Raw genomic sequence first — 21,297 nt, forward strand, 5'->3', positions numbered from 1 at the left:
ATCAGAATTATATTGCTGACACTAATTTACTTGCGTATTTCCACAGTTTGTAAGGCGGGTGCAACCCTTGTGGCCCATGAGTTTTTCTGCTTTGCGTATTCGCTAGACGGCGCGGGTTGCATCCGCCCTAAAAAATCGTCATTGAATTCAGTGGTAGAAAAATCAGAACTATTTCATTCATCTCAACCGAGTTACTTATGCATAATTTTTTAAAAAACTTCATCGCTTCTCTCTTCATCGCTTCTCTCTTCATCGCTACACTTGCGGTCATAGCACCCGTGATCGCACAAGACACGAATACGGACTGGGAAGTCCAAGTAAAAAAAGCTGACGATATCTATTGGCATGATTTTAATTTCGGTACCTCGGCTTCACTTAATGCTCACCTTGCGCAAGACGTCGAGTTTTACCACGATCTCGGAGGAAGCTTGCTTGGCTACGATGCCTTGTCTAAGGTCAATGCTGGTATGGATAACACCAAGGATCGGGGACGTCGTGTGGTCGTTCCAGATACCTGGCGCGTATTTCCATTGCGCCGCGGGGCCGACATTTATGGCGCAATTATTATGGGTGACCACGATTTCTTTAGCACCGAATCGGGAAAAATTAAAACGAGAATATTACGTTCTTCGTTCACGCACCTCATGCTGCTAAAAGACGGTGTTTGGAAAGTCGCACGCATTTATAGTTATAACCATCAACCTGTAGCGGGGGAAGAAAGGTAGTCAGTAGGGAGGCAATCGGCGAAGCCGCATTACACCGTCCGATAGTCAAATGAGAAGCGACAAAAAATTGTTTACATGTCTAACTCCTCAAAGAAAATGAAGTATGGGCGTGATCAACATTTATGCCGCGTAATACGCCTGCAGCTATTGGCGCCCTACAAAAAGCTTAAGCCTTACCGAGCACTTATTTGTCGAAATGATTGAAGAATAGGGAGTTGTTGTATGGTTCCAATTATCACAGCATTCGCCGCTTCGCCAGATCGCGGCAGTCAGGTAGGGCGGGTGCAACCCGCGCAGTTCAAATGTCGATCAACTATGTACATTGGTTAGGCAGCGCGGATTGTATCCGTCTTTCATAGCGATAATGTGAATTGGCTAAAGAGTGAGGTGTGTAAATATGTGGATAGTAAGACAGATGTGTAATTCTGAATGGGAAGAGTCTAAAGAAATCTTGTTAAGGGCGGGATTGGTTTCGGAATACGCATGTGAAATGTTTTCAATGTATATGAACGACGGATTTCCATTGCTGGTTGCTCACAACATTCAAACTCATGCACTCTTATTTCGTTTAATTAATCACCCCAAAGATTGTCCTGCCGCTTATTACTATCTTTGGCAGAATATGGTCGTCGAATTTTCTGACTTGGATGCGAGCTATTCCTTTCGTTACTTAAACGGAAACCATGAAGGCAATTTGCAATTCATTATTGAAGATGTATGTGATGCGATTCAAACCTTAGGTCCATTATTGGACGGTCGTCCTACTCAAAATAATTAACGCGACAATTTAATTTTGTGAATGTTAAACAGAACGGGTGTGGTAGGCAAAGCCGTATTGCACCGTCCGAACAGGGAGTTGTTGAATGGTTCCAATTATCACAGCATTCGCCGCTTCGCCCGATCGCGGCAGGGGATTGGCGCGTGACATGCAGGTTCGTTGGGCTTTTGAAGAAGTCGGACAAGCCTACGAGGTTCGTCTGGTTTCTTTTGCTGAAATGAAGGAGCCAGCTCATCTTGGGCTGCAAGCGTTTGGTCAGATTCCAACATATGAATATGAAGAACTGTACTTGTTTGAATCCGGTGCGATCGTGCTTCATATCGCACAAAACCACACGGGTCTTTTACCTGAGAATGCCGATGCAAGGGCGCGAGCAATTAGTTGGATGTTCGCGGCGGTGTCGACCATAGAGCCCGTGATCACACAACGCGAAAGCGCGATCTTCACAGAGAAAAATCAAACGTGGTTTGCTGAGCGCATGCCAATGTTAGAAGACAGTATAAGAAAACGATTGAGTGCTCTGTCTGCAAGACTTGGCACCGCAGATTGGCTCGATGGCAGCTTTTCTGCAGGTGACTTGATGATAGTGCAGGTGCTGCGTCGATTAAGTAGTTCGGGTTTGCTGGCAGAGTATGAAAATCTTGCAGCATACGTCGCGCGTGCTGAAGCGAGACCTGCGTTTAAGCGTGCTTTCGCTGCGCAATTGGCGGTGTATGAAGGAGCAGTATTAAACAAGTAAAATTTTCTTCAATCTTTGTATGCGGCATGAGAAACAGAGATACTCTGACGATGTTCGCTCAATGCTAATTTCTATGTCAAATTTAAACCTTCCCAATGCGGTGCTCGAAACATGGTCTGTTCAAGTGAGGACAGCAGAACTTACTTGGGTGCTTCCCGATGGTTGTCAAGACTTGATATGATGTGGTTCCGCGCAAGGTGTGGGGGAATGGTTCGTCACAGATTTAGCGGATAGTGCTTACGCCGTGCAATGTAATCCAGAGGACTACTTTATTGGTTTTCGATGCAGACCTGGCGTCCAGTTTGCTACCGACACTTTATTGCGAGTGGTGCGGCATTGCCATCTCGATGACAGTATCAAAATTTTGAGCTATTTGGAAGAGTGTACTTCCATCAACCAAGATGTGATTGAAGCGCTAGAGGTGCTTGCAAAAACAAGCAGCGTCGCTGACTCTGCTCGTTTATTGGGAATATCGGAACGAAGTTTAGAACGTCATTTGCAACGCCATACAGATCGATCCCCCTGCTATTGGCGCAATCTGGCACGAGTACGACGCGCAGGTGCCGAACTTGCCCATACGAGTTCTTTAAGTACCCTAGCTGCGAATCATGGCTATGCCGACCAAGCGCACATGAGTCGTGCATTTAAACAATGGTTCGGTCATAGTCCTAATGTACTCAGAAACGATCCTGCGCTGCTCGCTGCATTATCAAACTCCGGCTATTGACGATTATGACGGTGTCATCGGCGTACATAGTTCCACCAAAAATCCATTGATATCGGCGACATACGCCACCGTTTGTCCCCAAGGCATCTGTTCTGGTTCTTGTATCATGACAGCACCTGCCGCCAAAGCGTGTTGCATGGCGCTTGCGACATCGTCAGTCACTAAAGCGATTTCAAAACATGGTGTTGTGGGATCAGGTGTTTGCGTTGTTTTACCCATTTGCTTTAGCAGCGAGTGAGAACAAAATGAAAGGCAAGTCGTTCCCGTTTCCAGTTCTCCCCAATCTCCACCTTCGTGCAGAAAACGAGTTTGAAAACCAAAAGCGGCTTGATAAAACGCCAGCGCTTTCGGCACATCGTGTACATATAAAATCGTGTAACCCAACTTCATCGCAACTCTCCTTATCGTTAAATGAACAAGAAAGATACGATATGGATTGTTAGTCGTCTTGAAGAAATCCGACACATTGAGAATCTGTGCAAAGCATTGGTTTAGCGATGGGGGCACCTTTTTTACCTGTTTGGTTTTGGTGTTAATTTTGAATGTTGTCTTATCTGGTTAAGCTTCTCATCTCAATTAATAGTTCATCGGATGGGCGGCGCGAGTTCAATCCGCCCTACATGGTTGTAATGTTTGAATGTTATGGTTTGATCCCGTTTTTGATCGCTTATCAGTCGCCCGACCTAATTGTTGGAGTGCGCGCGTCGGCGGTCATTCTTGAAAGTTGGTTTCTGATATTTTGTCCTATTTTGTTTGTACGTTACTGAATTTGCTTATACCCCAACTTGCTTTATTAATTTGCATGGACTAATATGGACTAACTTTAAGGGTTCAAGGAACGAAACCATGCAAGTCATCAATATTCACGATGCAAAAACACAGTTTTCAAAGTTAGTGGAAGCAGTTTCTCAAGGCGATGAAATTGTGATAGCGCGCGCTGGGACACCCGCTGCGAGACTAGTTCCAATTACCACAACAAAAACAGTTCGCCAACCGGGTGCCTTGAAGGGCAAATTGCAAATTGCGGACGACTTCGACGCGCCGCTGCCTAGTGAAATTCAATCGGCGTTCGAGGGTGATTAATGAAATTACTCATCGATACGCATATCTATCTTTGGTGGCTACAAGATAACCCCAAACTCTCTGAAAAAGCACGCCAGCAAATTCAAGATGCAGCCGAAGTCTACGTCAGCAGCGCAAGCATTTGGGAGGCCACGATCAAGGCGTCGATTGGCAAGCTGAGTGTGGACCTTGATCAGCTCGTCGCAGAAATCAGCAAGAGCGGTTTTCAAGAGTTACCCATCACAGCAGCCCATGCTGCGACGGTCGCGCGCCTGCCGGAGATACACAAAGATCCGTTTGATCGTATTTTGATCGCACAAACGATGAGTGAGCCACTTCGTTTTTTGACAGCAGATGCAATCTTGCGTGGATATTCTGAATTGGTGGAGATTGTTTAAAAAGGTAGGGCGGCGGGTGCATAAGCGAAGTGTTAAGGCCGCAAGTGAATAAAGTATTACGTCGTGTTTGTTTAAATGTTGGAATGTAGTAGTTTGCCCCCGTATTTCGCTTCCGATGGAGTAAGAATGACTTCGATTAGTATAGAAATTAAAAACTGCAATAACTTCGATTCGGCGGTTATTTCGCTAGAAATGCAGAAGTTGAATATCAAGTTTGCACCCAATGGAACCGGAAAAAGCACGATTGCGAAAGCGATTCTACTCGGCGCAAAAGGCGATCAAGCTTTTCTAAGTGGACTTATGCCATTCAAACTTAGGAAAGAAAATCCAGATAACAAGCAACCGGAAGTTAAAGGTGCAGAAACGCTCAATAATATTATGTGCTTTAACGAGGAGTACGTTAGCCAGTTTCTTTTCAAGAAGGAACTACTTAGTAATAGCTTCGACATTCTCATTAGAACCGATGCCTACAAACAAAAAGAACAGGAAATAGAGGAGCTCGTCGGCAACATCAAGCAACTTTTTTCTGGAAATCTGGAACTGGAATCCTTAATAGCCACACTAAAGGAAATGGGAAATGCATTCAAGTTGAGTAAGACAGGCTTGGATAAAAAATCGACCGGCATGAAGGCGTTTTCGTTCGGCAACAAAATTCAGCATGTACCTGTTGGGCTGGAATCATACGCTCCATTCATTCAGAGTCAAAGTAGTGTTAGCTGGATTGAATGGCAAACCAAGGGGTGTGATTTTTCGGACCTGTCTGAAAACTGTCCTTTCTGCACTTCGCATGTAGTCGAAAAAAAAGACCAGATAAAAAAAGTTGGACAGGAATATGATAAAAACACCATCAAGAATTTGATTGCCATAATCTCTGTAATCGAAAAACTGGGCGATTACTTTTCTGATGAGGCTAAAGGCAAATTGACAGCAATCACGACCTTGAAGGAAGGGATTGAAAAAGAACACGAAGCGTTTCTTGCCACTGTAAAGAATCAGATCGACAACTTCACCGAAAAGCTAGAAAAGCTTAAGACACTTTCTGCATTTCAGTTCAAAGATGGTGAAAAAGTCGCAGAGAAATTACCAGCATATAAATTGGATTTGCAGTTTTTCTCAGAACTTAAGTCAATCAAAATGTTTGATGCTATAACTCCGATTAATGAGTCTATCGATGCAGTTATCGCGCAAGCTATGCAGCTCCAGATTAAGATCGGTCAACAGCGAACGGAAATGAAAAAAACCATTTCGCGGCATCAGAACGATATCAATGATTTCCTTGAATATGCCGGATACCGCTACGCAGTTGAGATTGTTGGCGACGGTGATCAAGCTCAATTAAAATTGCGTCATGTCGACCACGAAGAGCATCTTAGCGGCGCTAACCAGCACCTCAGTTTTGGCGAAAGGAATGCATTTTCCATTGTTCTCTTTATGTATGAGTGTTTGGCCAAAAAGCCAGACCTGATAGTTTTGGATGATCCCATTTCGTCGTTTGATAAAAACAAGAAGTATGCCATCTTGGAAATGCTTTTCCGTCGAGATACTAATTCATGTCTAAAGGGGAAAACCGTTCTGATGTTGACTCATGATGTGGAACCCATCATTGATACAATCAGATCTCTTGAGAAAAAGTTCAGCAATCAGACTTCGGCGGCTTTCCTGAAGTTGGTATCAGGACAAATATGTGAAGCTGGAATTGGCAAGGACGATGTTCAGACCTTTTCGCAGATTTGTAAGAGTGCCATCGGCTCTGAGAAGGATGATGTCATTAAGTTGATCTACATAAGGCGTCATTATGAAATCGTTGACAACAAAGGTGACGCTTATCAAGTGCTCTCGAACGTTCTCCACAAGCGGGCACGTGCATTAGATACGAGAGAGCCGAAAGGATTAGATGACGACCATCCTGAAATGGAGGCTTCGAAGTTTGCAAACGGATGTGCTGAAGTGTCGAATCGGTTGAACGGCTTTTCGTACACTGACTTGGTGAATCGCATTAAAGATATTAGTGCCATGAAGCTGCTATACGACACTTCCACGAATGGATATGAAAAACTTCAGGTTTTTCGTCTAATAGGGCTTGGGGTTGGAAACTCTGTTATTAAGAAGTTCATTGATGAAACATATCACATTGAGAATGAATTCATTTGTCAGCTTGATCCGGCAAAATTCGACACTATCCCCGAATATATCATTGCTGAGTGTGACAAAATATTGAAGCAGAACTAACCAAGAGTTTGCCATATGTTTTGTCGCTTTAAGCTTCAAGTTATGCCATCACTTTCGAAAATAGTTTGCATTTTGAAATTGGCATGTAATGCTGGTATAACTAGCGAATCTTTCGAAATCTTGCGTGACATTTCACTCATTTTTTTGCGTGGTCTTGAGAGTCGCTTGATTCACTTCGATTCTTCCTCATTCCGTGTATTGTTTGTTGATAAATGTATTAGGACTGATGTTAACCCACGACAGCTCGGATGAGAGCATCGTATACATAAGTAAGGTCTTATGAAAGTCAAATTTGGTATTGCTTTAATTTGCGTCTTGCTTGGCCTCGTTGTAGCAGGTTTTCAGGCATTTCAAGGGCATTGGCTTAGCGCCATTTCCGCTTTAATACTAGGACCAACGGTTGGTCTTATTTTTCTGCTCGGAATCGACGAGAGCCAAAATTCGCTGTTGATACAATCGCTTGCTGGTCTTGCAGGAGTTCTCGGATTGTTTGCAGTCTTCTTCGAACATCGTGCATTTGATATAAGGCGTACTGAGGCTCACGCGTCTGCTCTTACTGCATTTGTACAAATGGAATTCTCATGCCCTGTTATGGATGCATCAATTCGTAATATTCAACAAAAAGGAATTAGAGCCTGTGCACTGCAAGACAATCATGATCAGATAGGTGCAATCACTGAGCTTCAAAAAGCTAGAGCATTGGGTCCGGTCACGAGCCTTGTGGATTCGGCCTATTCCGTATCAAAGCCAAGCAATGCAGATTTTTGCGCTGAAGAATTTCGTGCAGCACAATTGCGTTGTCCTAGAGCGTTTTTGAGTATGACAAATAGTAGTCGAGAACTTCTTCTTAAATCCGATTGAATTGTACTAGCTCAGACCCGATCTGACAGTTACCAGTTTTTGTAGGGTGTCTGTCAGATTAGATTTGAGTCAAATTCTTTTCAACCCAAATCGCTTTCCCGTCAAGCAAAGTATCCATTGGCGTTCTGCCGCAGCACATTTTGCCTTGATGAGTTCGTTCATTGTTATAGTAAATGAGCCAAGCGTCCAGATCTTTTTGTAGTTCATCGAGCGCCGTATAAATCTTTTTACGGAACGTCACTTGGTAGAATTCTTGCAGAATAGTTCTGTGGAATCGTTCGCAAATACCATTAGTTTGTGGCGACATCGCTTTCGTTTTGCTGTGATCGATATCGTTGATTGCTAAATAAAGCTGGTAATCATGTTGTTCAACTTTACCGCAGAATTCCGTACCTCGATCCTTTAAGACACGCAGTACAGAAAGCTCATTGGCTTCATAGAACGGTAGCACTTTATCGTTAAGTAAGTCAGCCGCGGTGATCGGGGTTTTAGTGGTGTAGAGCTTACAATGCGCGACTTTGCTATACGTATCAACATAAGTTTGTTGGTAGATACGACCGACGCCCTTGAGGTTGCCCACATAGAAAGTATCTTGAGAGCCTAGATAGCCAGGATGCGCCGTCTCAATTTCACCGCAGGCTTCATCGTCATCCTTCTTCTTTTCCAATGCTGCAACCTGTGCATCGTTTAGGAGGATCCCTTCGCTTGCTACTTTGGCTTCCAGCGCCTTGAGTCGCTTCTTAAAATTTTCCAGATCGTGCCGCAACCAGATCGACCGTACACCACTGCCTGAAACGAATACGCCAAGCTTTCTTAATTCGTTACTCGTCCTGTGCTGTCCGTGCGCAGGATAGTCGATCGCATAGCTCTTAACGGCGTCTTCAATTGTGGGGTCTACACGATTCTTTAGATTCGGGGAGCGTCGACTTTTATCAATCAATGCTTCAACGCCACCTTCGTTTGCTAATTCTTGATAACGATAAAAAGTGTCGCGTGAAACACCCATGACTTTGCATGCTCGGGACACATTGCTCAATTCTTCAGCTAAATTGAGTAAACCAGCTTTATGTTTAATGATAGGGTTGTTAGTATGTAGCATGAGAGTTACCTTTCTTTGGTTTAGTAGGATTCGACACCCATATCTAAACCGGTAACTCTCATCTTTTCAAGTCGATGTGTCAGATCAAGTCTGAACTAATACAATTGAATATATCGCAACCTTTAATCCAGCTTTCTGTCTTTATCGCTTTCGAATTCAATCGTTCTCGCCACATCTGATAGTTCCACCACTCCCGCAACAAAAAAGCACTTCAAACCTCGAAGCGCTTTTTGCATTTACAACCTAACCGAAAAGCCAAATCACCCCAACTTAGCAAAAGACTCCTGCATCTTACTCAAAGTCGCAGAAAATCCCGCAACCCGTTCTTTCTCTTGCTCGACAACCGCTGCCGGAGCACGTGCCACAAAACTTTCATTGCTGAGTTTGGCTTGTGCTTTGTTGATTTCGGCTTCGAGTTTTGCCATCTCTTTCGACAGGCGTTCGCGTTCTGCTGCGACATCGATTTCTACTTTCAACATCAGCTTGGTTTCACCGACGATGGAAACTGGGGCTGGTGAATCTGGCAGGGTGTCGATGATCTGCACTTCTGACAACTTCGCCAAGGCTGCCATGTAAGGTGCGTAGCTTTCCATGCGTGCTTTGTCAGCCGCGTTGGCTGGTTGCAGCAATAAAGGTACACGTACTGCTGGAGACAATTGCATTTCACCGCGCAAGTTACGGCATGCGTCGGTTGCAGCTTTGAGGCCTGTCATCCAGCTTTCGGCGGCTTCGTCGATGGCATCAAGATTCGCCAATGGGTTGGCTTGCATCATGATGGAATCGCCTTCGGCTTTCAGCGTTTTGCCTGCCAATGGTGCCACGGTTTGCCACAAGGCTTCGGTTACGAATGGGATCACTGGGTGCGCCATACGCAGTGTTACCTCTAACACGCGCAATAATGTGCGACGTGTTGCGCGTTGCTGTGCTTCTGTGCCTTGTTGTACTTGCACTTTGGCGACTTCCAAATACCAGTCGCAGTATTCATCCCACACGAACTTATAGATGGCGGATGCGATGTTATCGAAACGGTAGTCGGCGAAACCTTTTTCGATTTCAGCTTCAACGCGTTGCAAGGTGGAGATGATCCACTTGTCGGCTTGCGAGTACGCTAAATCATTGTCAGTTGCGGTGCCGGTGAAGCCGCAATCTTTGCCTTCGGTATTCATCAATACGAAGCGGGTCGCATTCCACAATTTATTGCAGAAGTTGCGATAACCTTCGCAACGACCTAAGTCGAAGTTGATGTTGCGACCGAGAGAAGCGTAGCTCGCCATCGTAAAACGCAAAGCGTCTGTGCCGTACGCAGGGATGCCGTCGGCGAATTCTTTGCGTGTGGCTTTGTCGATGCTGGCCGCTTGTTTTGGATTCATCAAGCCTTGCGTACGCTTCGCTGCGAGATCATCAACACTGATGCCATCAATGAGGTCGATAGGGTCGAGTGTATTGCCTTTCGACTTCGACATTTTTTGGCCGCTGGAATCGCGTACCAATCCATGCACGTAGACGGTGTGGAAAGGCACTTTACCCGTGAAGTGCGCCGTCATCATGACCATACGCGCAACCCAGAAGAAGATGATGTCGAAACCAGTCACCAAGACGGAAGATGGCAAGAACAGTTTGCTATCGACGGTCAATTCTGGCCAGCCCATGGTCGAGAATGGCACGAGTGCAGAAGAGAACCAAGTATCGAGCACGTCGTTGTCGCGATTCAATGCGCCCGTGTAACCAGCGGCTGCGGCTTTTTCTTTCGCTTCTGCTTCATTGCGCGCCACGAAGACTTCACCGTTATCGCCATACCATGCTGGGATTTGATGGCCCCACCACAATTGGCGTGAGATACACCAGTCTTGAATATTGTTCAGCCATTGGTTGTACGTGGTGTTCCAGTTTTCTGGGACGAATTTCACTTCACCATTCGCGACTTTTTCGAGTGCGACTTCAGCGATCGATTTGCCTGGGAAGTGCGTACCTTCTGGGGCTGGTTTGCTCATCGCCATGAACCATTGATCCGTCAACATCGGTTCGATCACCACGTTGGTACGGTCGCCACGTGGCACCATCAGTTTGTGTGGTTTGACAGATTCGAGCAAACCTAATGCGTCGAGATCCGCCACCATTTGCTTACGTGCGACGAAGCGGTCCATGCCTTGGTAAGCCGCTGGGCCGTTGTCATTGATTTTGGCATCCAAAGTGAGAATACTGATCAATGGCAGATTGTGACGTTGACCTACAGCGTAATCGTTGAAGTCATGTGCTGGCGTGATCTTCACGCAGCCTGTGCCGAATTCTTTGTCGACATAGCTATCAGCGATGACAGGGATTTCGCGATCCGTCAGAGGCAGTTTCAACATCTTGCCAACGAAGGCCGTGTAGCGCTCGTCAGTTGGATCAACCGCCACGGCGACGTCACCGAGCAAAGTTTCTGGACGTGTTGTTGCTACTGTCAAATGACCGCTGCCATCGGCGAACGGATAACGTATGCGCCACATCGAGCCATCTTCTTCTTCTGACACAACTTCCAAATCGGAGACGGCGGTACCCAATACTGGGTCCCAGTTCACTAAACGTTTGCCGCGATAAATCAAACCTTGTTCGACCAGGCGTACAAACACTTCAGTCACCACTTTGGAGCGCTCTGCATCCATCGTGAAGTATTCGCGCTTCCAATCTGCAGAAGCACCCATGCGGCGCATTTGACCGGTAATCGTGGAGCCCGATTTTTCTTTCCATTCCCAGACTTTTTCTAAGAACTTTTCACGGCCCAAATCATGGCGCGAAATTTTCTGTGCATCGAGCTGGCGTTCGACTACGATTTGTGTTGCGATACCAGCGTGGTCGGTACCTGGCACCCACGCTGTGTTATGACCACGCATACGGTAGTAACGTGTCAAGCCGTCCATAATCGTTTGATTAAACGCATGGCCCATGTGCAAAGTGCCAGTGACGTTTGGCGGTGGCAATTGGATGCTGAACGATGGTTTGGATTCGTCGGTGGTGGCGGTGAAGTATCCGCGTTTTTCCCATTCGGTGCGCCAAAAGGATTCGATGTTGGCGGGTTCAAAAGATTTGGCTAATTCCATGATAGTGGCAGACGATAAAAGTTAAAGACCAGCGACTGATTGTGCTCTGTGTTGTGAGCGCTGAGATCAGCCATTCGGCGAAACCTTTGATTATAAATGAGCATTGCGACTTGCTCGAAAATATCGCAGTGAATTTAGCGCATTTTTACGTTTAATATATTTGAAGTCGCTCGTTTTTCCTTTGAAATCGCTGATTCCGCAGCATGGACATATTGATTTTGCAAGCACAAATTATGTATCTCTTCTAATTCTGTAGCATATTCGAATCGTCACTTCAAAAAGTGCAATGATGCTTTTGGGGAAATGTTAGGATATGCAATCTGTGCACAACAATAAAATTAGTGTGGCTTTGGAGACGTTTTGATTGATATGCTAAATGATCGAAGTTTGCGCATCAATTAAACTAAAAATTGAAAAATAAAACATCAAGAAAATCGACTCTACGAGCAGGTCGTTAAGAGCCTTTGCGCTGCTTAAGTTCTGTTCATAATCTGCATGAAGTGACTTAACAAGAGCTACGCTTGTTCTGTCCTAATGTAAAAGATTGTCTCTCTAGGTCGGCAACGATTGACTCAAAAGCTAACAGGCCGTTAGGCTTTGATTAATTAGTTTGGCAAATTTTTGTGCATGCAATCGCAACATGAGCAACGTGGGCAAGGTGAGAATCACATGAGGCATCCATTTAAATTGACTCTTTGTGTAGATAACAAAAAGTTGAGTGCATCGAGTGATACAAAACATTATTCTTTGTTGCAAATAGTTGTATTGGGATTACTGCTGTTTCTGATGCTTTCTGCACAAGCCGAGAGCGAGCACGAAGCCAGCATGGCACGCCTCGATGCGATTCAGGCGGCTGCTGATAAGAGCAACGACGAAGGTCTGCGCCAACTTATTGAATTCAAAAAAAATCTTCCTGCTGATGCCGATCCAAAGTTGCGTTTGGAAACTTTAAGCTTACTGAGTGGTTTGTACTACGATGCAGGCAAAGGTAGCCTAAGCAAAGAGACTGTCAATGAGTTTACTGCGTTAGCAAAAAAAATGCGCGATCAAGATGCATTGTTGCTGATAGATATCTTCGATAGTTTTGAGATTTTGGAAAAGTCGGGCGTGGCAGAAGCCTTTATTCATTTAGATAAACTGCAAGCGCGCGTATTGCAATCCTCCAGTATAGGCGTGCAGATTCGTTATCGAAATACTTTGGCTTCGTTGTATAGTATTTCGCATAAATTTGATGAAGCACTCAAGCAATATTTGGAGATGTTGAAGTTGTCTGAGTTACTGCCTAAGCGACAGGTGCAGGCACGCATGTCAACTTGGAGTGCGATTGCAAATTTGTATTTGCAAATGAAAGATCCAGAAAAAGCCCTAAATGCGACGACCGAAGCACTAGCCGTTTCTTCTGCCACCATCGCGCCAAAAATTTTCATTGAAATATCTATTTCTCGTGGCGTTGCATTAAGCGTTTTGAAGCGGAATGATGAGGCTTTGAAAGAGTATCAATCCGCTTTAAAAATAGGTCGGGAAGAAAATTTACCCTATACCGTGGCTTTAGCGTTATTTAATATTGCGGATCAATATTTAATAAAGAAGGATTTTAAGCGAGCGGAAATGTACGCTCGCGATGCGATGGCCAAGTCGCAAGCTTTGGAGGATAACTGGGGAATCGCAGGTGCGAAAGTGAATTTGGGATTTGCTTTGGGCGGACAAGGTAAGATCGCGCAAGGCGCGGAGCTGGTCAATCAGAGTTTGGAATTCTTTAAAAAGTCACACGCTAATACCGATGTTGAAATGATACTCGGTGAATTCTCACATATGTATGAAGATGCTGGTATGTATAAAGAAGCTTTAGCCTTGGTGCGTGAGCAGCAGAAACTTAGCGATGAAATTTTTCGCTCCGACAGAGCTAAAGCAGTGGCTGTTTTGCAGGAGCAATTCGACGCAGAACATCGAAAAAAACAGATAGAAATTCTGGCGAAAGATAACGCGCTAAAAGATGCCGACATTCAAAATCATCGTTTGCAACAGATAGTCGCTCTTTTGGCATCACTGGTTGCCTTATTGGCGGGGGCATTTATTTATGTGCTATATCGTCGCAGTAAGAAACTGAATGAGCAACTGCAAGAAGTTAACCTCCAATTGGAGTTCCACGCGGTGCGCGATCCACTGACCGGTTTGCATAATCGCCGTTCGTTTATTGCACTGATGGCAGCGCGACCTGGCAGAGTTGATGTTGAGCGACGAGAGGCTTATGTCAACCCTGACTGTATGATTTTGTTAGATATCGATCACTTTAAACATATCAATGATACCTGGGGACATGCGGTGGGTGATGTGGTATTGAAAGAAGTCGCTACTCGCCTGCGCAATGTGGTGCGTGATGAAGATATGTTGATGCGTTGGGGTGGTGAAGAGTTTTTGATTTTTTCTCCTAAGTCGAATCCTGAGCAAATTACCAGTTTGGTAGAACGCGTCTTGCGTGCGGTAGGTGAGACCGCATTTACTAGCAGCGAAATAAGCATACCTGTGACCGTGACGGCAGGTTTTATTTCTGTACCGTTCTCAGATGTCCCAGAGGAAATTTGTGATTGGGAGCGCGCACTTCAAATCGCCGATATGGCTTTGTACTTGGGTAAAACACATGGCCGTAATCGTGCCTATGGTTTGTCGCGATTGTTGGTGAGTCATGAAGAGGCAATTCCTACTTTAACGCATGATTTGGCTGCGGCAATTAAAGAAAACATGGTGGAAGTCATTGAAGTCCTTGGGCCAGTGCAAGAGCCATTAGTGGCGTAAAACGATCAAATTAATATTTTTTATAAGGGTATTTTTTTTGAAAATTCACCGCTATAATGCGCCGGCAATTCCTGATTTGACGGAATTGTAGGAATACTGAAGCAGTAAGAAGTATTTAAGTAAGATGTAAAACGCTAGGGGTCCTGACAAGTTTAACTTGGACACCTCTACAAATCCTATTTTGGGGATGCAGTGCTAGGCGCAAAACACAGCAATACGTCAGTATTGCGAGTATTTGCAACAACGCAATGCGCTCCAAAATTGGATTTTAGAGATGTTCGTTTGTCGGGTGAGAAATACCCTTGAACCTGATCTGGATAATGCCAGCGAAGGGAAGCAGCCAAAGCCGTGATGCCACTTCAACTGTATAGAAGGTGCGCCATCACCCAACTTGGAAACTCCTTTGCTGGCTCCGCGCCATCAATAAAGCAAAGGAGCCAAATGAACGCCAACCCACAATTCTTGTCCGCAACCGCTAAGGTGGACGAAGCCGCTATTCAAGCATTACCGAATTCCCGCAAAATTTATGTGACAGGCAGTCGTCCTGATATCCGCGTTCCTATGCGCGAAATTTCGCAAGCGGATACGCCAGCAATGTTTGGCGCTGAAAAAAATCCACCGATTTACGTTTACGATACCTCAGGTCCTTACACTGATCCTGAGGTGAAAATTGATATTCGTTCGGGCTTAGCTTCGGTGCGCGGTGCGTGGATTGCCGAAAGAAATGATACGGAAGAATTAGCTGGTCCAAGTTCCGCATACGGCATAGAGCGTTTGCATGAAACTAAGTTGCATGAATTGCGTTTCAACCTACAACGCAAACCTCGTCGCGCACTGCAAGGAAAAAATGTCACACAAATGCACTACGCGCGACAAGGTATCGTTACACCAGAGATGGAGTTTGTTGCGATACGCGAAAACATGCGCCGCCAAGAGTATCTGGAGAATTTGAAAAACTCTGGTCCTATGGGTGAGAAGCTGGCGGCAATGATGGGACGTCAGCATCCTGGTCAATCTTTTGGCGCAGCGATTCCAGCGCAGATTACGCCTGAATTTGTACGTGATGAAATCGCGCGCGGTCGCGCAATTATTCCCGCGAATATTAATCATCCCGAAGTCGAACCGATGATTATTGGTCGTAATTTCCTAGTCAAAATCAATGCGAATATCGGCAACTCTGCCGTAACTTCTTCCATCGGTGAAGAAGTTGAAAAAATGACCTGGGCAATCCGTTGGGGTGGCGACAATGTGATGGATCTCTCAACTGGCAAACACATACACGAAACACGTGAATGGATTATCCGTAATTCCCCAGTGCCGATTGGTACCGTGCCTATCTATCAGGCGCTGGAAAAAGTGAACGGTAAAGCCGAAGACCTGACCTGGGAAATTTTCCGCGACACTTTGATCGAACAAGCCGAGCAAGGGGTAGATTATTTTACGATTCATGCGGGTGTTCGCTTGCAGTACGTGCCGATGACAGCGAAGCGTATGACGGGCATCGTTTCTCGTGGCGGCTCAATTATGGCGAAGTGGTGTCTCGCGCATCATAAAGAGAGTTTCTTGTACGAGCATTTCGAAGAGATTTGCGAGATTATGAAAGCGTACGATGTGTCTTTCTCACTCGGTGATGGCTTGCGCCCAGGTTCGATTTACGATGCTAATGATGAAGCACAACTCGGTGAATTAAAAACGTTGGGCGAACTCACACAAATCGCGTGGAAGCACGACGTACAGGTAATGATAGAAGGCCCAGGTCATGTGCCCATGCATTTGATCAAAGAAAATATGGATCTGCAATTAGAGCAATGCCATGAAGCGCCGTTCTATACCTTAGGTCCACTAACCACGGATATCGCGCCCGGTTACGATCACATCACATCAGGTATTGGTGCCGCGCAAATCGGCTGGTATGGCACCGCGATGCTGTGCTACGTCACACCGAAAGAACATTTGGGTTTGCCCAATAAAGTCGATGTCAAAGACGGCATCATTACTTACAAAATTGCCGCCCATGCAGCGGATCTGGCGAAAGGACATCCAGGCGCACAAATTCGTGATAACGCTTTGTCGAAAGCACGTTTTGAATTCCGTTGGGAAGATCAATTCAACATCGGTTTAGACCCTGACAAAGCACGCGAATTTCATGATGAAACCTTGCCGAAAGACTCCGCTAAGGTTGCGCACTTTTGCTCTATGTGCGGGCCACATTTTTGCTCTATGAAGATTACACAAGAAGTGCGTGATTATGCCGCAACCCAAGGCATCAGTGAGATCGAAGCCTTGAAGCAAGGCATGGAAGTCAAAGCGATCGAATTCGTCAAGTCCGGCGCTGAAATCTATAAAAAATCTTAGGTGTGACCATGAAAATTGCGATGGAAATTCAGCTCAATGGCGAACCACGTGTGTTGTCGTCAGCAACGGATTTGCATAGTTTGATTATTGAGCTGCAATTAGGCAATCAAGCCATCGCTGTCGCTGTGAATCGTCAAGTTATACGTCGTGCGCAGTGGCAGCAACATACTCTACAAGCTGGTGATCAGGTGGATGTGGTGCGGGCGATTGGTGGAGGTTAGCTGTTATGCGGAATTTTTCCAATCCGCAAATTGCTGAGAATGCTCGTGGGCTACGCAAGACAATGACTGATGTTGAACGCCTGTTGTGGTTACGTTTGCGCGGCGAACAATTAGGCGTGAAATTGCGATGGCAGCATCCGTTCTTGAATTACATTTTGGATTTTGTGTGTTTGGAGTTGAAGTTGGTTGTTGAGTTAGATGGCTCGCAGCACATGAATGCGCAGACTTATGATGAATATAGGACGAAGTGTTTAAATGATGCGGATTATGTTGTTCTTCGATTTTGGAATAATCAGGTGATTGAAGAGTTAGGTAGCGTGGTGGAAGAGATTTATCGGCAGCTGCAGTTGAGGAAAAAAGAATTTGAGAGACCTTAAGGGAAACCCATCCCCACCCTAGCCCTCCCCTTGAAGGGGAGGGGATGTTAATCGCGCTAAATATTTATTTAGAACCGGAATACTCCTTCCCCTTCAAGGGGAAGGCTGGGATGGGGATGGGTTTCAGTCAGAGGAATGAGAAAAAATTAATCAGGAAAAAACCATGACAACAGAAACAAAATCAGACAGCCTGACTATTGCAGGCAAAAGTTACAGCTCACGCCTCTTAGTCGGCAGTGGAAAATACAAAGACCTAGAACAAACCAAATTCGCCACAGAAGCGAGCGGCGCAGAAATTATTACGGTCGCAATCCGTCGTGTGAACATCGGTCAAGATCCGAACGCACCGAGTCTGCTCGACGTGGTACCGATGTCGAAGTACACCATTTTGCCAAACACAGCAGGTTGCTATAACGCGAAAGACGCAATCTATACTTTGCAGCTTGGTCGAGAATTATTGGGCGGGCACAAGTTGTGTAAGCTGGAAGTCTTGGGTGACGAAAAAACCTTATTCCCGAATATGCCAGAAACTTTAGAAGCTGCCAAAGTGCTGGTGAAAGACGGCTTTGATGTGATGGTGTATTGCAGTGACGATCCTATCCAAGCGCGTATGTTGGAAGACATCGGTTGTGTCGCGGTGATGCCACTTGCTTCCTTGATCGGTTCCGGTATGGGCATCTTAAATCCATGGAATCTGTCTTTGATCATCGAGCAGGCCAAGGTACCTATCATCGTCGATGCGGGCGTTGGTACTGCTTCCGATGCTGCGATTGCGATGGAGCTTGGTTGTGATGGTGTGTTGATGAATACGGCGATTGCTGGCGCTCGTGATCCTATACGCATGGCACGTGCGATGGGATTGGCAGTCGAAGCGGGGCGCGAAGCATTTTTGGCGGGGCGCATTGCGAAAAAATTTGCAGCATCACCGTCTTCTCCGATGGCAGGTCGGATCGCGTGAGAGAGTCTGCGTTGACTGCACAACGTCCTTGCGTGTTGGTGTTTGCGGGTCATGATCCCAGCGGTGGTGCGGGTATTCAAGCGGATATTGAAGCGATCGCTGCGCAGGGTGCGCATGCGTTGACCGTCATTACGAGTTTGACGGTGCAAGATAATAATCAGGTGTATGCCGTGTACCCGGTGGATTCAGAGATTGTGGTGGCGCAAGCACGGAGTTTGATCAAAAATTTTACTGTGAAAGTGCTGAAGTTAGGTATTGCAGGTAGCGCGCAGAACGCACGCGCAATTGCCTCCTTGATTGCTGAATTGCAGGCAAGTAATCCCGATTTAGCCGTGGTGTTAGATCCAGTTTTGAGTAGTGGCCATGGACAGGCTCTGGGTTTGGATGATGCTGTGCTTGCATTGAAACCGTTAGTGGAAGTCGCGACTTTGATTACGCCTAATTTGCCCGAAGTAAAACGATTGGCTCCGCACGGATTAACTGCGACACAGCAAGCAGTTTCTTTGTTGGGGGGGCATTGCCAAAATGTTTTATTGAAAGGTGGGCATGCTAGCGATGAGCACGTTTGCAATCGCTGGTTTCGACAAAGCAAGCAGCTATCAGAAATAAGCTGGAATTGGCCGCGCTTAGAGGGAGAATTTCACGGTAGTGGTTGTACCTTGGCGGCAGCAATCGCTGGGCAATTGGCATGTGGGCATACCATGGAAAAAAGTTTATATGCCGCGCAGCTGTACACCCAGCTGTGCTTGCAAAAGGCTTATTCAATTGCAGCAGGTCAGTTAATTCCGCAGCGTTAAGCCTTAGTTGGAGGGGAGTTGGGGTGATCTGGATAAATTACAGATGAGGAATGTGAATGGAAAATGTCGTGCAAAACGAAATACGTGGATTATATTTGGTCACGCCCAATTGGGACGATACAGATCGTCTGTTAGCGGTGACAGAAAGTGCCTTGCAAGCAGGCGTTAGTCTTCTCCAATATCGACATAAAACCGCATCGAAAGAATTGCGCTTGACGCAAGCCAAAGCACTGCATGAATTATGTCGGCGCTTTCAAGTGCCTTTGATTATTAACGATCATGTGTATTTGTGTCTGGACATTGGTGCCGAGGGTGTGCATGTGGGAGGTACGGATATTTCGGTGGCGCAAGCACGCGCATTAGTCGGTGATCGAAAAATCGTTGGGGCCTCGTGTTATGGCGACTTACGGCTAGCGCATGCGGCTCAAGAACAAGGCGCGAGTTATGTGGCATTTGGTGGATTTTATCCTTCACAAGTTAAGCAATATCCGGTAACTACATCACCTGATATTATTGCTGCCGCAAAGCATGATATTCGCTTGCCTATTGTGGTGATTGGTGGAATGACGGTGGATTTAGCGCGACCTTTAGTACAGGGTGGTGCTGATATGGTGGCGGCAATTAGCAGCGTGTATAACGCCGCTGATCCAGAATATATCTGCAAGGAATTCATTGCCCTATTTCAACAGTCAACTGCCTAGCAAGTGTCTCCTGTTGTGTAAAGAACGCAAAAGCCGAGACTCTAACTAATTCGCTTAGTTTACACAGCTGTTTTGCTTGGTTTTTTCTTATTTTTTGTCTGCTTTATTGTATGATTTGGGCACTGATTGTCAAAATCAAACTCAGGTTACCAGATGACTCAAGCGACTCCCATGGCGCCTGCTGCGAATAGCAGTCGTCGTTTTGTTTTAGAAATGCGCGGTTTTTCAGATGCAGAAAAAAATATGCTGGCATCGACTTTTCGTCTTACAGGTCGGCGTGAAATGTCCTACGTCGAACCTATCGAAGGCGAATCTAGAACTGATATTTATTTAATTAATGCTGACAACCCAGATGCTTTAAACGAATTGCAGAAGGCTGACGTCGGTGGCCCAAATGCGCTGTCACCCGCGGTGGTGATAGGGCGGATACCGGTAGAGACAGCTTGGCCTTTTGTCAGCAAGCCTATCCATTGGATGCGTCTATTTGAAAATCTTGATGCAGAGATGCAGCGCGCTTTGCGTGAAAGAAGTCTGCGTAATTCAAATAATGACGGCTGGGATGGTGCGACCTTACGACGTTCGTCTGATCAAAAGCTAGTCGTACAACAGGAGGTGGTGGAAGCGCCTGCTCGTGAAACCGTATTGGTGGTTGACGATAGTGCCACCGTACGTGCTTTTATGCGGATTAAATTATCGCCGTTTCAGTTCGACGTGGACTTTGCTGAGACGGGCGAGCAGGCCGTGGAAAAAGCTATCGCTAAGGCCGCTGATAAACCCTATAACTGTATTTTTCTCGACATCATGATGCCGGGAATTGATGGTTACGAGGTCTGTAAAAAGATTAAGTCCAACCCTAATACCAAGCAGTCCGCGGTGGTGATGTTGACCAGTAAATCTTCCATTATCGATAAATTGCGTGCTAATTGGTCTGGTTGTGATGCATTTTTAAGTAAGCCAGTGGGTGAAGATGATTTGCTCGCGACGATCGCGAAATTTTTACCTAGTGCGCGGGATAGTGGCAAAATATGAAGATTTTGTTCGTTGTGAGAGTGAACAATTAAGCAGGTAAGCAAGTAAGTAAGCAAATAAGTAGGTAAGTAAAAGTAGCAAGCAAATCAAGCAGTCAACTTAAATCAAGTAAGGAGCACCAGAACTTCGGTTCGTGCTCCTTATTTTTTTGTCCGCAGTCTATTTTGTTTACTAAACCAGATAAACATTGTCATCAATAGCTACATCAATTGACCTTAATTTTAGTCTCAGTTTAATATCAGTTCGTGCTGTATTTTGCTGGCCTGTTGGCTGATTTATTCGATCATTGCTGCGTACTGCCTTGAGTGAGATCGAGTTGCTCAGCCTTTATCTGTGCATGATCTTGTTTATTAAACTCTCTAGAAATT

Annotated in this window: 19 protein-coding genes; 16 read left to right on the forward strand and 3 right to left on the reverse strand. The window is 45.7% G+C overall.

The features are described from left to right. The first annotated feature begins 197 nt into the window (after positions 1-197). The 4 genes from ACFFJH_RS09675 to ACFFJH_RS09690 all read left to right on the forward strand — a co-directional run bounded on the left by ACFFJH_RS09675 (position 198) and on the right by ACFFJH_RS09690 (position 2,969). A complete protein-coding gene (locus tag ACFFJH_RS09675; protein ID WP_390211967.1) occupies positions 198-725 on the forward strand; it encodes a hypothetical protein in 528 nt (175 codons plus the stop codon). Between the two features lie 505 nt (positions 726-1,230). After that, the gene (locus tag ACFFJH_RS09680; RefSeq protein WP_390211968.1) at positions 1,231-1,503 is read left to right on the forward strand and encodes a hypothetical protein; all 273 of its coding nucleotides are present in this window, start codon (positions 1,231-1,233) and stop codon (positions 1,501-1,503) included. 85 nt (positions 1,504-1,588) lie between these two features. Further along, positions 1,589-2,242 (forward strand): glutathione S-transferase family protein, encoded by a 654-nt coding sequence (locus ACFFJH_RS09685; protein ID WP_390211969.1) that lies wholly within the window; start codon positions 1,589-1,591, stop codon positions 2,240-2,242. Between the two features lie 199 nt (positions 2,243-2,441). Beyond that, the gene (locus tag ACFFJH_RS09690) at positions 2,442-2,969 is read left to right on the forward strand and encodes a helix-turn-helix domain-containing protein (protein WP_390211970.1); all 528 of its coding nucleotides are present in this window, start codon (positions 2,442-2,444) and stop codon (positions 2,967-2,969) included. 3 nt (positions 2,970-2,972) lie between these two features. Here ACFFJH_RS09690 and ACFFJH_RS09695 read toward each other — a convergent pair whose 3' ends face one another. Next, positions 2,973-3,359 (reverse strand): VOC family protein, encoded by a 387-nt coding sequence (locus ACFFJH_RS09695; protein ID WP_390211972.1) that lies wholly within the window; start codon positions 3,357-3,359, stop codon positions 2,973-2,975. Between the two features lie 456 nt (positions 3,360-3,815). Between ACFFJH_RS09695 and ACFFJH_RS09700 the strand changes: the two genes are divergently transcribed. The 4 genes from ACFFJH_RS09700 (at position 3,816) to ACFFJH_RS09715 (ending at position 7,519) form a co-directional block, all read left to right on the forward strand. Then, the gene (locus ACFFJH_RS09700; protein ID WP_390211974.1) at positions 3,816-4,052 is read left to right on the forward strand and encodes a type II toxin-antitoxin system Phd/YefM family antitoxin; all 237 of its coding nucleotides are present in this window, start codon (positions 3,816-3,818) and stop codon (positions 4,050-4,052) included. Beyond that, positions 4,052-4,429, forward strand: a complete 378-nt coding sequence (locus ACFFJH_RS09705; protein ID WP_390211976.1) for a type II toxin-antitoxin system VapC family toxin — start codon at positions 4,052-4,054, stop codon at positions 4,427-4,429. The genes ACFFJH_RS09700 and ACFFJH_RS09705 overlap by 1 nt, the downstream gene beginning before the upstream one ends. A gap of 126 nt (positions 4,430-4,555) precedes the next feature. Then, a complete protein-coding gene (locus ACFFJH_RS09710) occupies positions 4,556-6,658 on the forward strand; it encodes an AAA family ATPase (RefSeq protein WP_390211978.1) in 2,103 nt (700 codons plus the stop codon). A gap of 279 nt (positions 6,659-6,937) precedes the next feature. Further along, positions 6,938-7,519, forward strand: coding sequence for a hypothetical protein (locus ACFFJH_RS09715; RefSeq protein WP_390211980.1), 582 nt, complete (start codon positions 6,938-6,940; stop codon positions 7,517-7,519). Positions 7,520-7,577: 58 nt separating this feature from the next. Here the strand turns inward: ACFFJH_RS09715 and ACFFJH_RS09720 are convergent, their stop codons facing one another. Then, the gene (locus tag ACFFJH_RS09720; protein WP_390211982.1) at positions 7,578-8,618 is read right to left on the reverse strand and encodes an IS481 family transposase; all 1,041 of its coding nucleotides are present in this window, start codon (positions 8,616-8,618) and stop codon (positions 7,578-7,580) included. A 260-nt stretch (positions 8,619-8,878) separates the two neighbouring features. Then, on the reverse strand, positions 8,879-11,698 hold the full coding sequence (locus ACFFJH_RS09725) for a valine--tRNA ligase (protein WP_390211983.1): 2,820 nt from the start codon (positions 11,696-11,698) through the stop codon (positions 8,879-8,881). Between the two features lie 627 nt (positions 11,699-12,325). On the opposite strand from ACFFJH_RS09725, the gene ACFFJH_RS09730 reads away from it, so the two are divergent. The 8 genes from ACFFJH_RS09730 (at position 12,326) to ACFFJH_RS09765 (ending at position 20,929) form a co-directional block, all read left to right on the forward strand. Further along, positions 12,326-14,491 (forward strand): tetratricopeptide repeat-containing diguanylate cyclase, encoded by a 2,166-nt coding sequence (locus ACFFJH_RS09730; RefSeq protein ID WP_390211985.1) that lies wholly within the window; start codon positions 12,326-12,328, stop codon positions 14,489-14,491. A 441-nt stretch (positions 14,492-14,932) separates the two neighbouring features. After that, a complete protein-coding gene (thiC, locus tag ACFFJH_RS09735) occupies positions 14,933-16,846 on the forward strand; it encodes a phosphomethylpyrimidine synthase ThiC (protein ID WP_390211987.1) in 1,914 nt (637 codons plus the stop codon). Between the two features lie 8 nt (positions 16,847-16,854). Beyond that, positions 16,855-17,067, forward strand: a complete 213-nt coding sequence (thiS, locus tag ACFFJH_RS09740) for a sulfur carrier protein ThiS (RefSeq protein ID WP_390211988.1) — start codon at positions 16,855-16,857, stop codon at positions 17,065-17,067. A 5-nt stretch (positions 17,068-17,072) separates the two neighbouring features. After that, a complete protein-coding gene (locus tag ACFFJH_RS09745) occupies positions 17,073-17,444 on the forward strand; it encodes an endonuclease domain-containing protein (protein ID WP_390211989.1) in 372 nt (123 codons plus the stop codon). A 163-nt stretch (positions 17,445-17,607) separates the two neighbouring features. After that, complete coding sequence (locus ACFFJH_RS09750) at positions 17,608-18,402, forward strand: thiazole synthase (protein WP_390211991.1); 795 nt, start codon at positions 17,608-17,610, stop codon at positions 18,400-18,402. Positions 18,403-18,413: 11 nt separating this feature from the next. Beyond that, positions 18,414-19,199: a bifunctional hydroxymethylpyrimidine kinase/phosphomethylpyrimidine kinase gene (thiD, locus tag ACFFJH_RS09755; RefSeq protein ID WP_390211993.1), complete on the forward strand. Its 786-nt coding sequence runs from the start codon at positions 18,414-18,416 to the stop codon at positions 19,197-19,199. A gap of 56 nt (positions 19,200-19,255) precedes the next feature. After that, positions 19,256-19,900, forward strand: a complete 645-nt coding sequence (thiE, locus tag ACFFJH_RS09760) for a thiamine phosphate synthase (RefSeq protein ID WP_390211996.1) — start codon at positions 19,256-19,258, stop codon at positions 19,898-19,900. A gap of 153 nt (positions 19,901-20,053) precedes the next feature. Then, positions 20,054-20,929: a response regulator gene (locus ACFFJH_RS09765; RefSeq protein ID WP_390211998.1), complete on the forward strand. Its 876-nt coding sequence runs from the start codon at positions 20,054-20,056 to the stop codon at positions 20,927-20,929. The last annotated feature ends 368 nt before the right edge of the window (positions 20,930-21,297 follow it).

The organism is Affinundibacterium danionis, assembly GCF_042432465.1.
GTDB lineage: Bacteria > Pseudomonadota > Gammaproteobacteria > Burkholderiales > Burkholderiaceae_D > Undibacterium > Undibacterium danionis.

What these genes read in the sequence shown, in the direction of transcription:
- ACFFJH_RS09675 (WP_390211967.1), top strand. Translation starts at nt 198, where the DNA reads ATGCATAATTTTTTAAAAAACTTCATCGCTTCTCTCTTCATCGCTTCT.
- ACFFJH_RS09680 (WP_390211968.1), top strand. Translation starts at nt 1,231, where the DNA reads ATGAACGACGGATTTCCATTGCTGGTTGCTCACAACATTCAAACTCAT.
- ACFFJH_RS09685 (WP_390211969.1), top strand. Translation starts at nt 1,589, where the DNA reads ATGGTTCCAATTATCACAGCATTCGCCGCTTCGCCCGATCGCGGCAGG.
- ACFFJH_RS09695 (WP_390211972.1), bottom strand. Translation starts at nt 3,359, where the DNA reads ATGAAGTTGGGTTACACGATTTTATATGTACACGATGTGCCGAAAGCG.
- ACFFJH_RS09700 (WP_390211974.1), top strand. Translation starts at nt 3,816, where the DNA reads ATGCAAGTCATCAATATTCACGATGCAAAAACACAGTTTTCAAAGTTA.
- ACFFJH_RS09705 (WP_390211976.1), top strand. Translation starts at nt 4,052, where the DNA reads ATGAAATTACTCATCGATACGCATATCTATCTTTGGTGGCTACAAGAT.
- ACFFJH_RS09710 (WP_390211978.1), top strand. Translation starts at nt 4,556, where the DNA reads ATGACTTCGATTAGTATAGAAATTAAAAACTGCAATAACTTCGATTCG.
- ACFFJH_RS09715 (WP_390211980.1), top strand. Translation starts at nt 6,938, where the DNA reads ATGAAAGTCAAATTTGGTATTGCTTTAATTTGCGTCTTGCTTGGCCTC.
- ACFFJH_RS09720 (WP_390211982.1), bottom strand. Translation starts at nt 8,618, where the DNA reads ATGCTACATACTAACAACCCTATCATTAAACATAAAGCTGGTTTACTC.
- ACFFJH_RS09725 (WP_390211983.1), bottom strand. Translation starts at nt 11,698, where the DNA reads ATGGAATTAGCCAAATCTTTTGAACCCGCCAACATCGAATCCTTTTGG.
- ACFFJH_RS09730 (WP_390211985.1), top strand. Translation starts at nt 12,326, where the DNA reads ATGCAATCGCAACATGAGCAACGTGGGCAAGGTGAGAATCACATGAGG.
- thiC (WP_390211987.1), top strand. Translation starts at nt 14,933, where the DNA reads ATGAACGCCAACCCACAATTCTTGTCCGCAACCGCTAAGGTGGACGAA.
- thiS (WP_390211988.1), top strand. Translation starts at nt 16,855, where the DNA reads ATGAAAATTGCGATGGAAATTCAGCTCAATGGCGAACCACGTGTGTTG.
- ACFFJH_RS09745 (WP_390211989.1), top strand. Translation starts at nt 17,073, where the DNA reads ATGCGGAATTTTTCCAATCCGCAAATTGCTGAGAATGCTCGTGGGCTA.
- ACFFJH_RS09750 (WP_390211991.1), top strand. Translation starts at nt 17,608, where the DNA reads ATGACAACAGAAACAAAATCAGACAGCCTGACTATTGCAGGCAAAAGT.
- thiE (WP_390211996.1), top strand. Translation starts at nt 19,256, where the DNA reads ATGGAAAATGTCGTGCAAAACGAAATACGTGGATTATATTTGGTCACG.
- ACFFJH_RS09765 (WP_390211998.1), top strand. Translation starts at nt 20,054, where the DNA reads ATGACTCAAGCGACTCCCATGGCGCCTGCTGCGAATAGCAGTCGTCGT.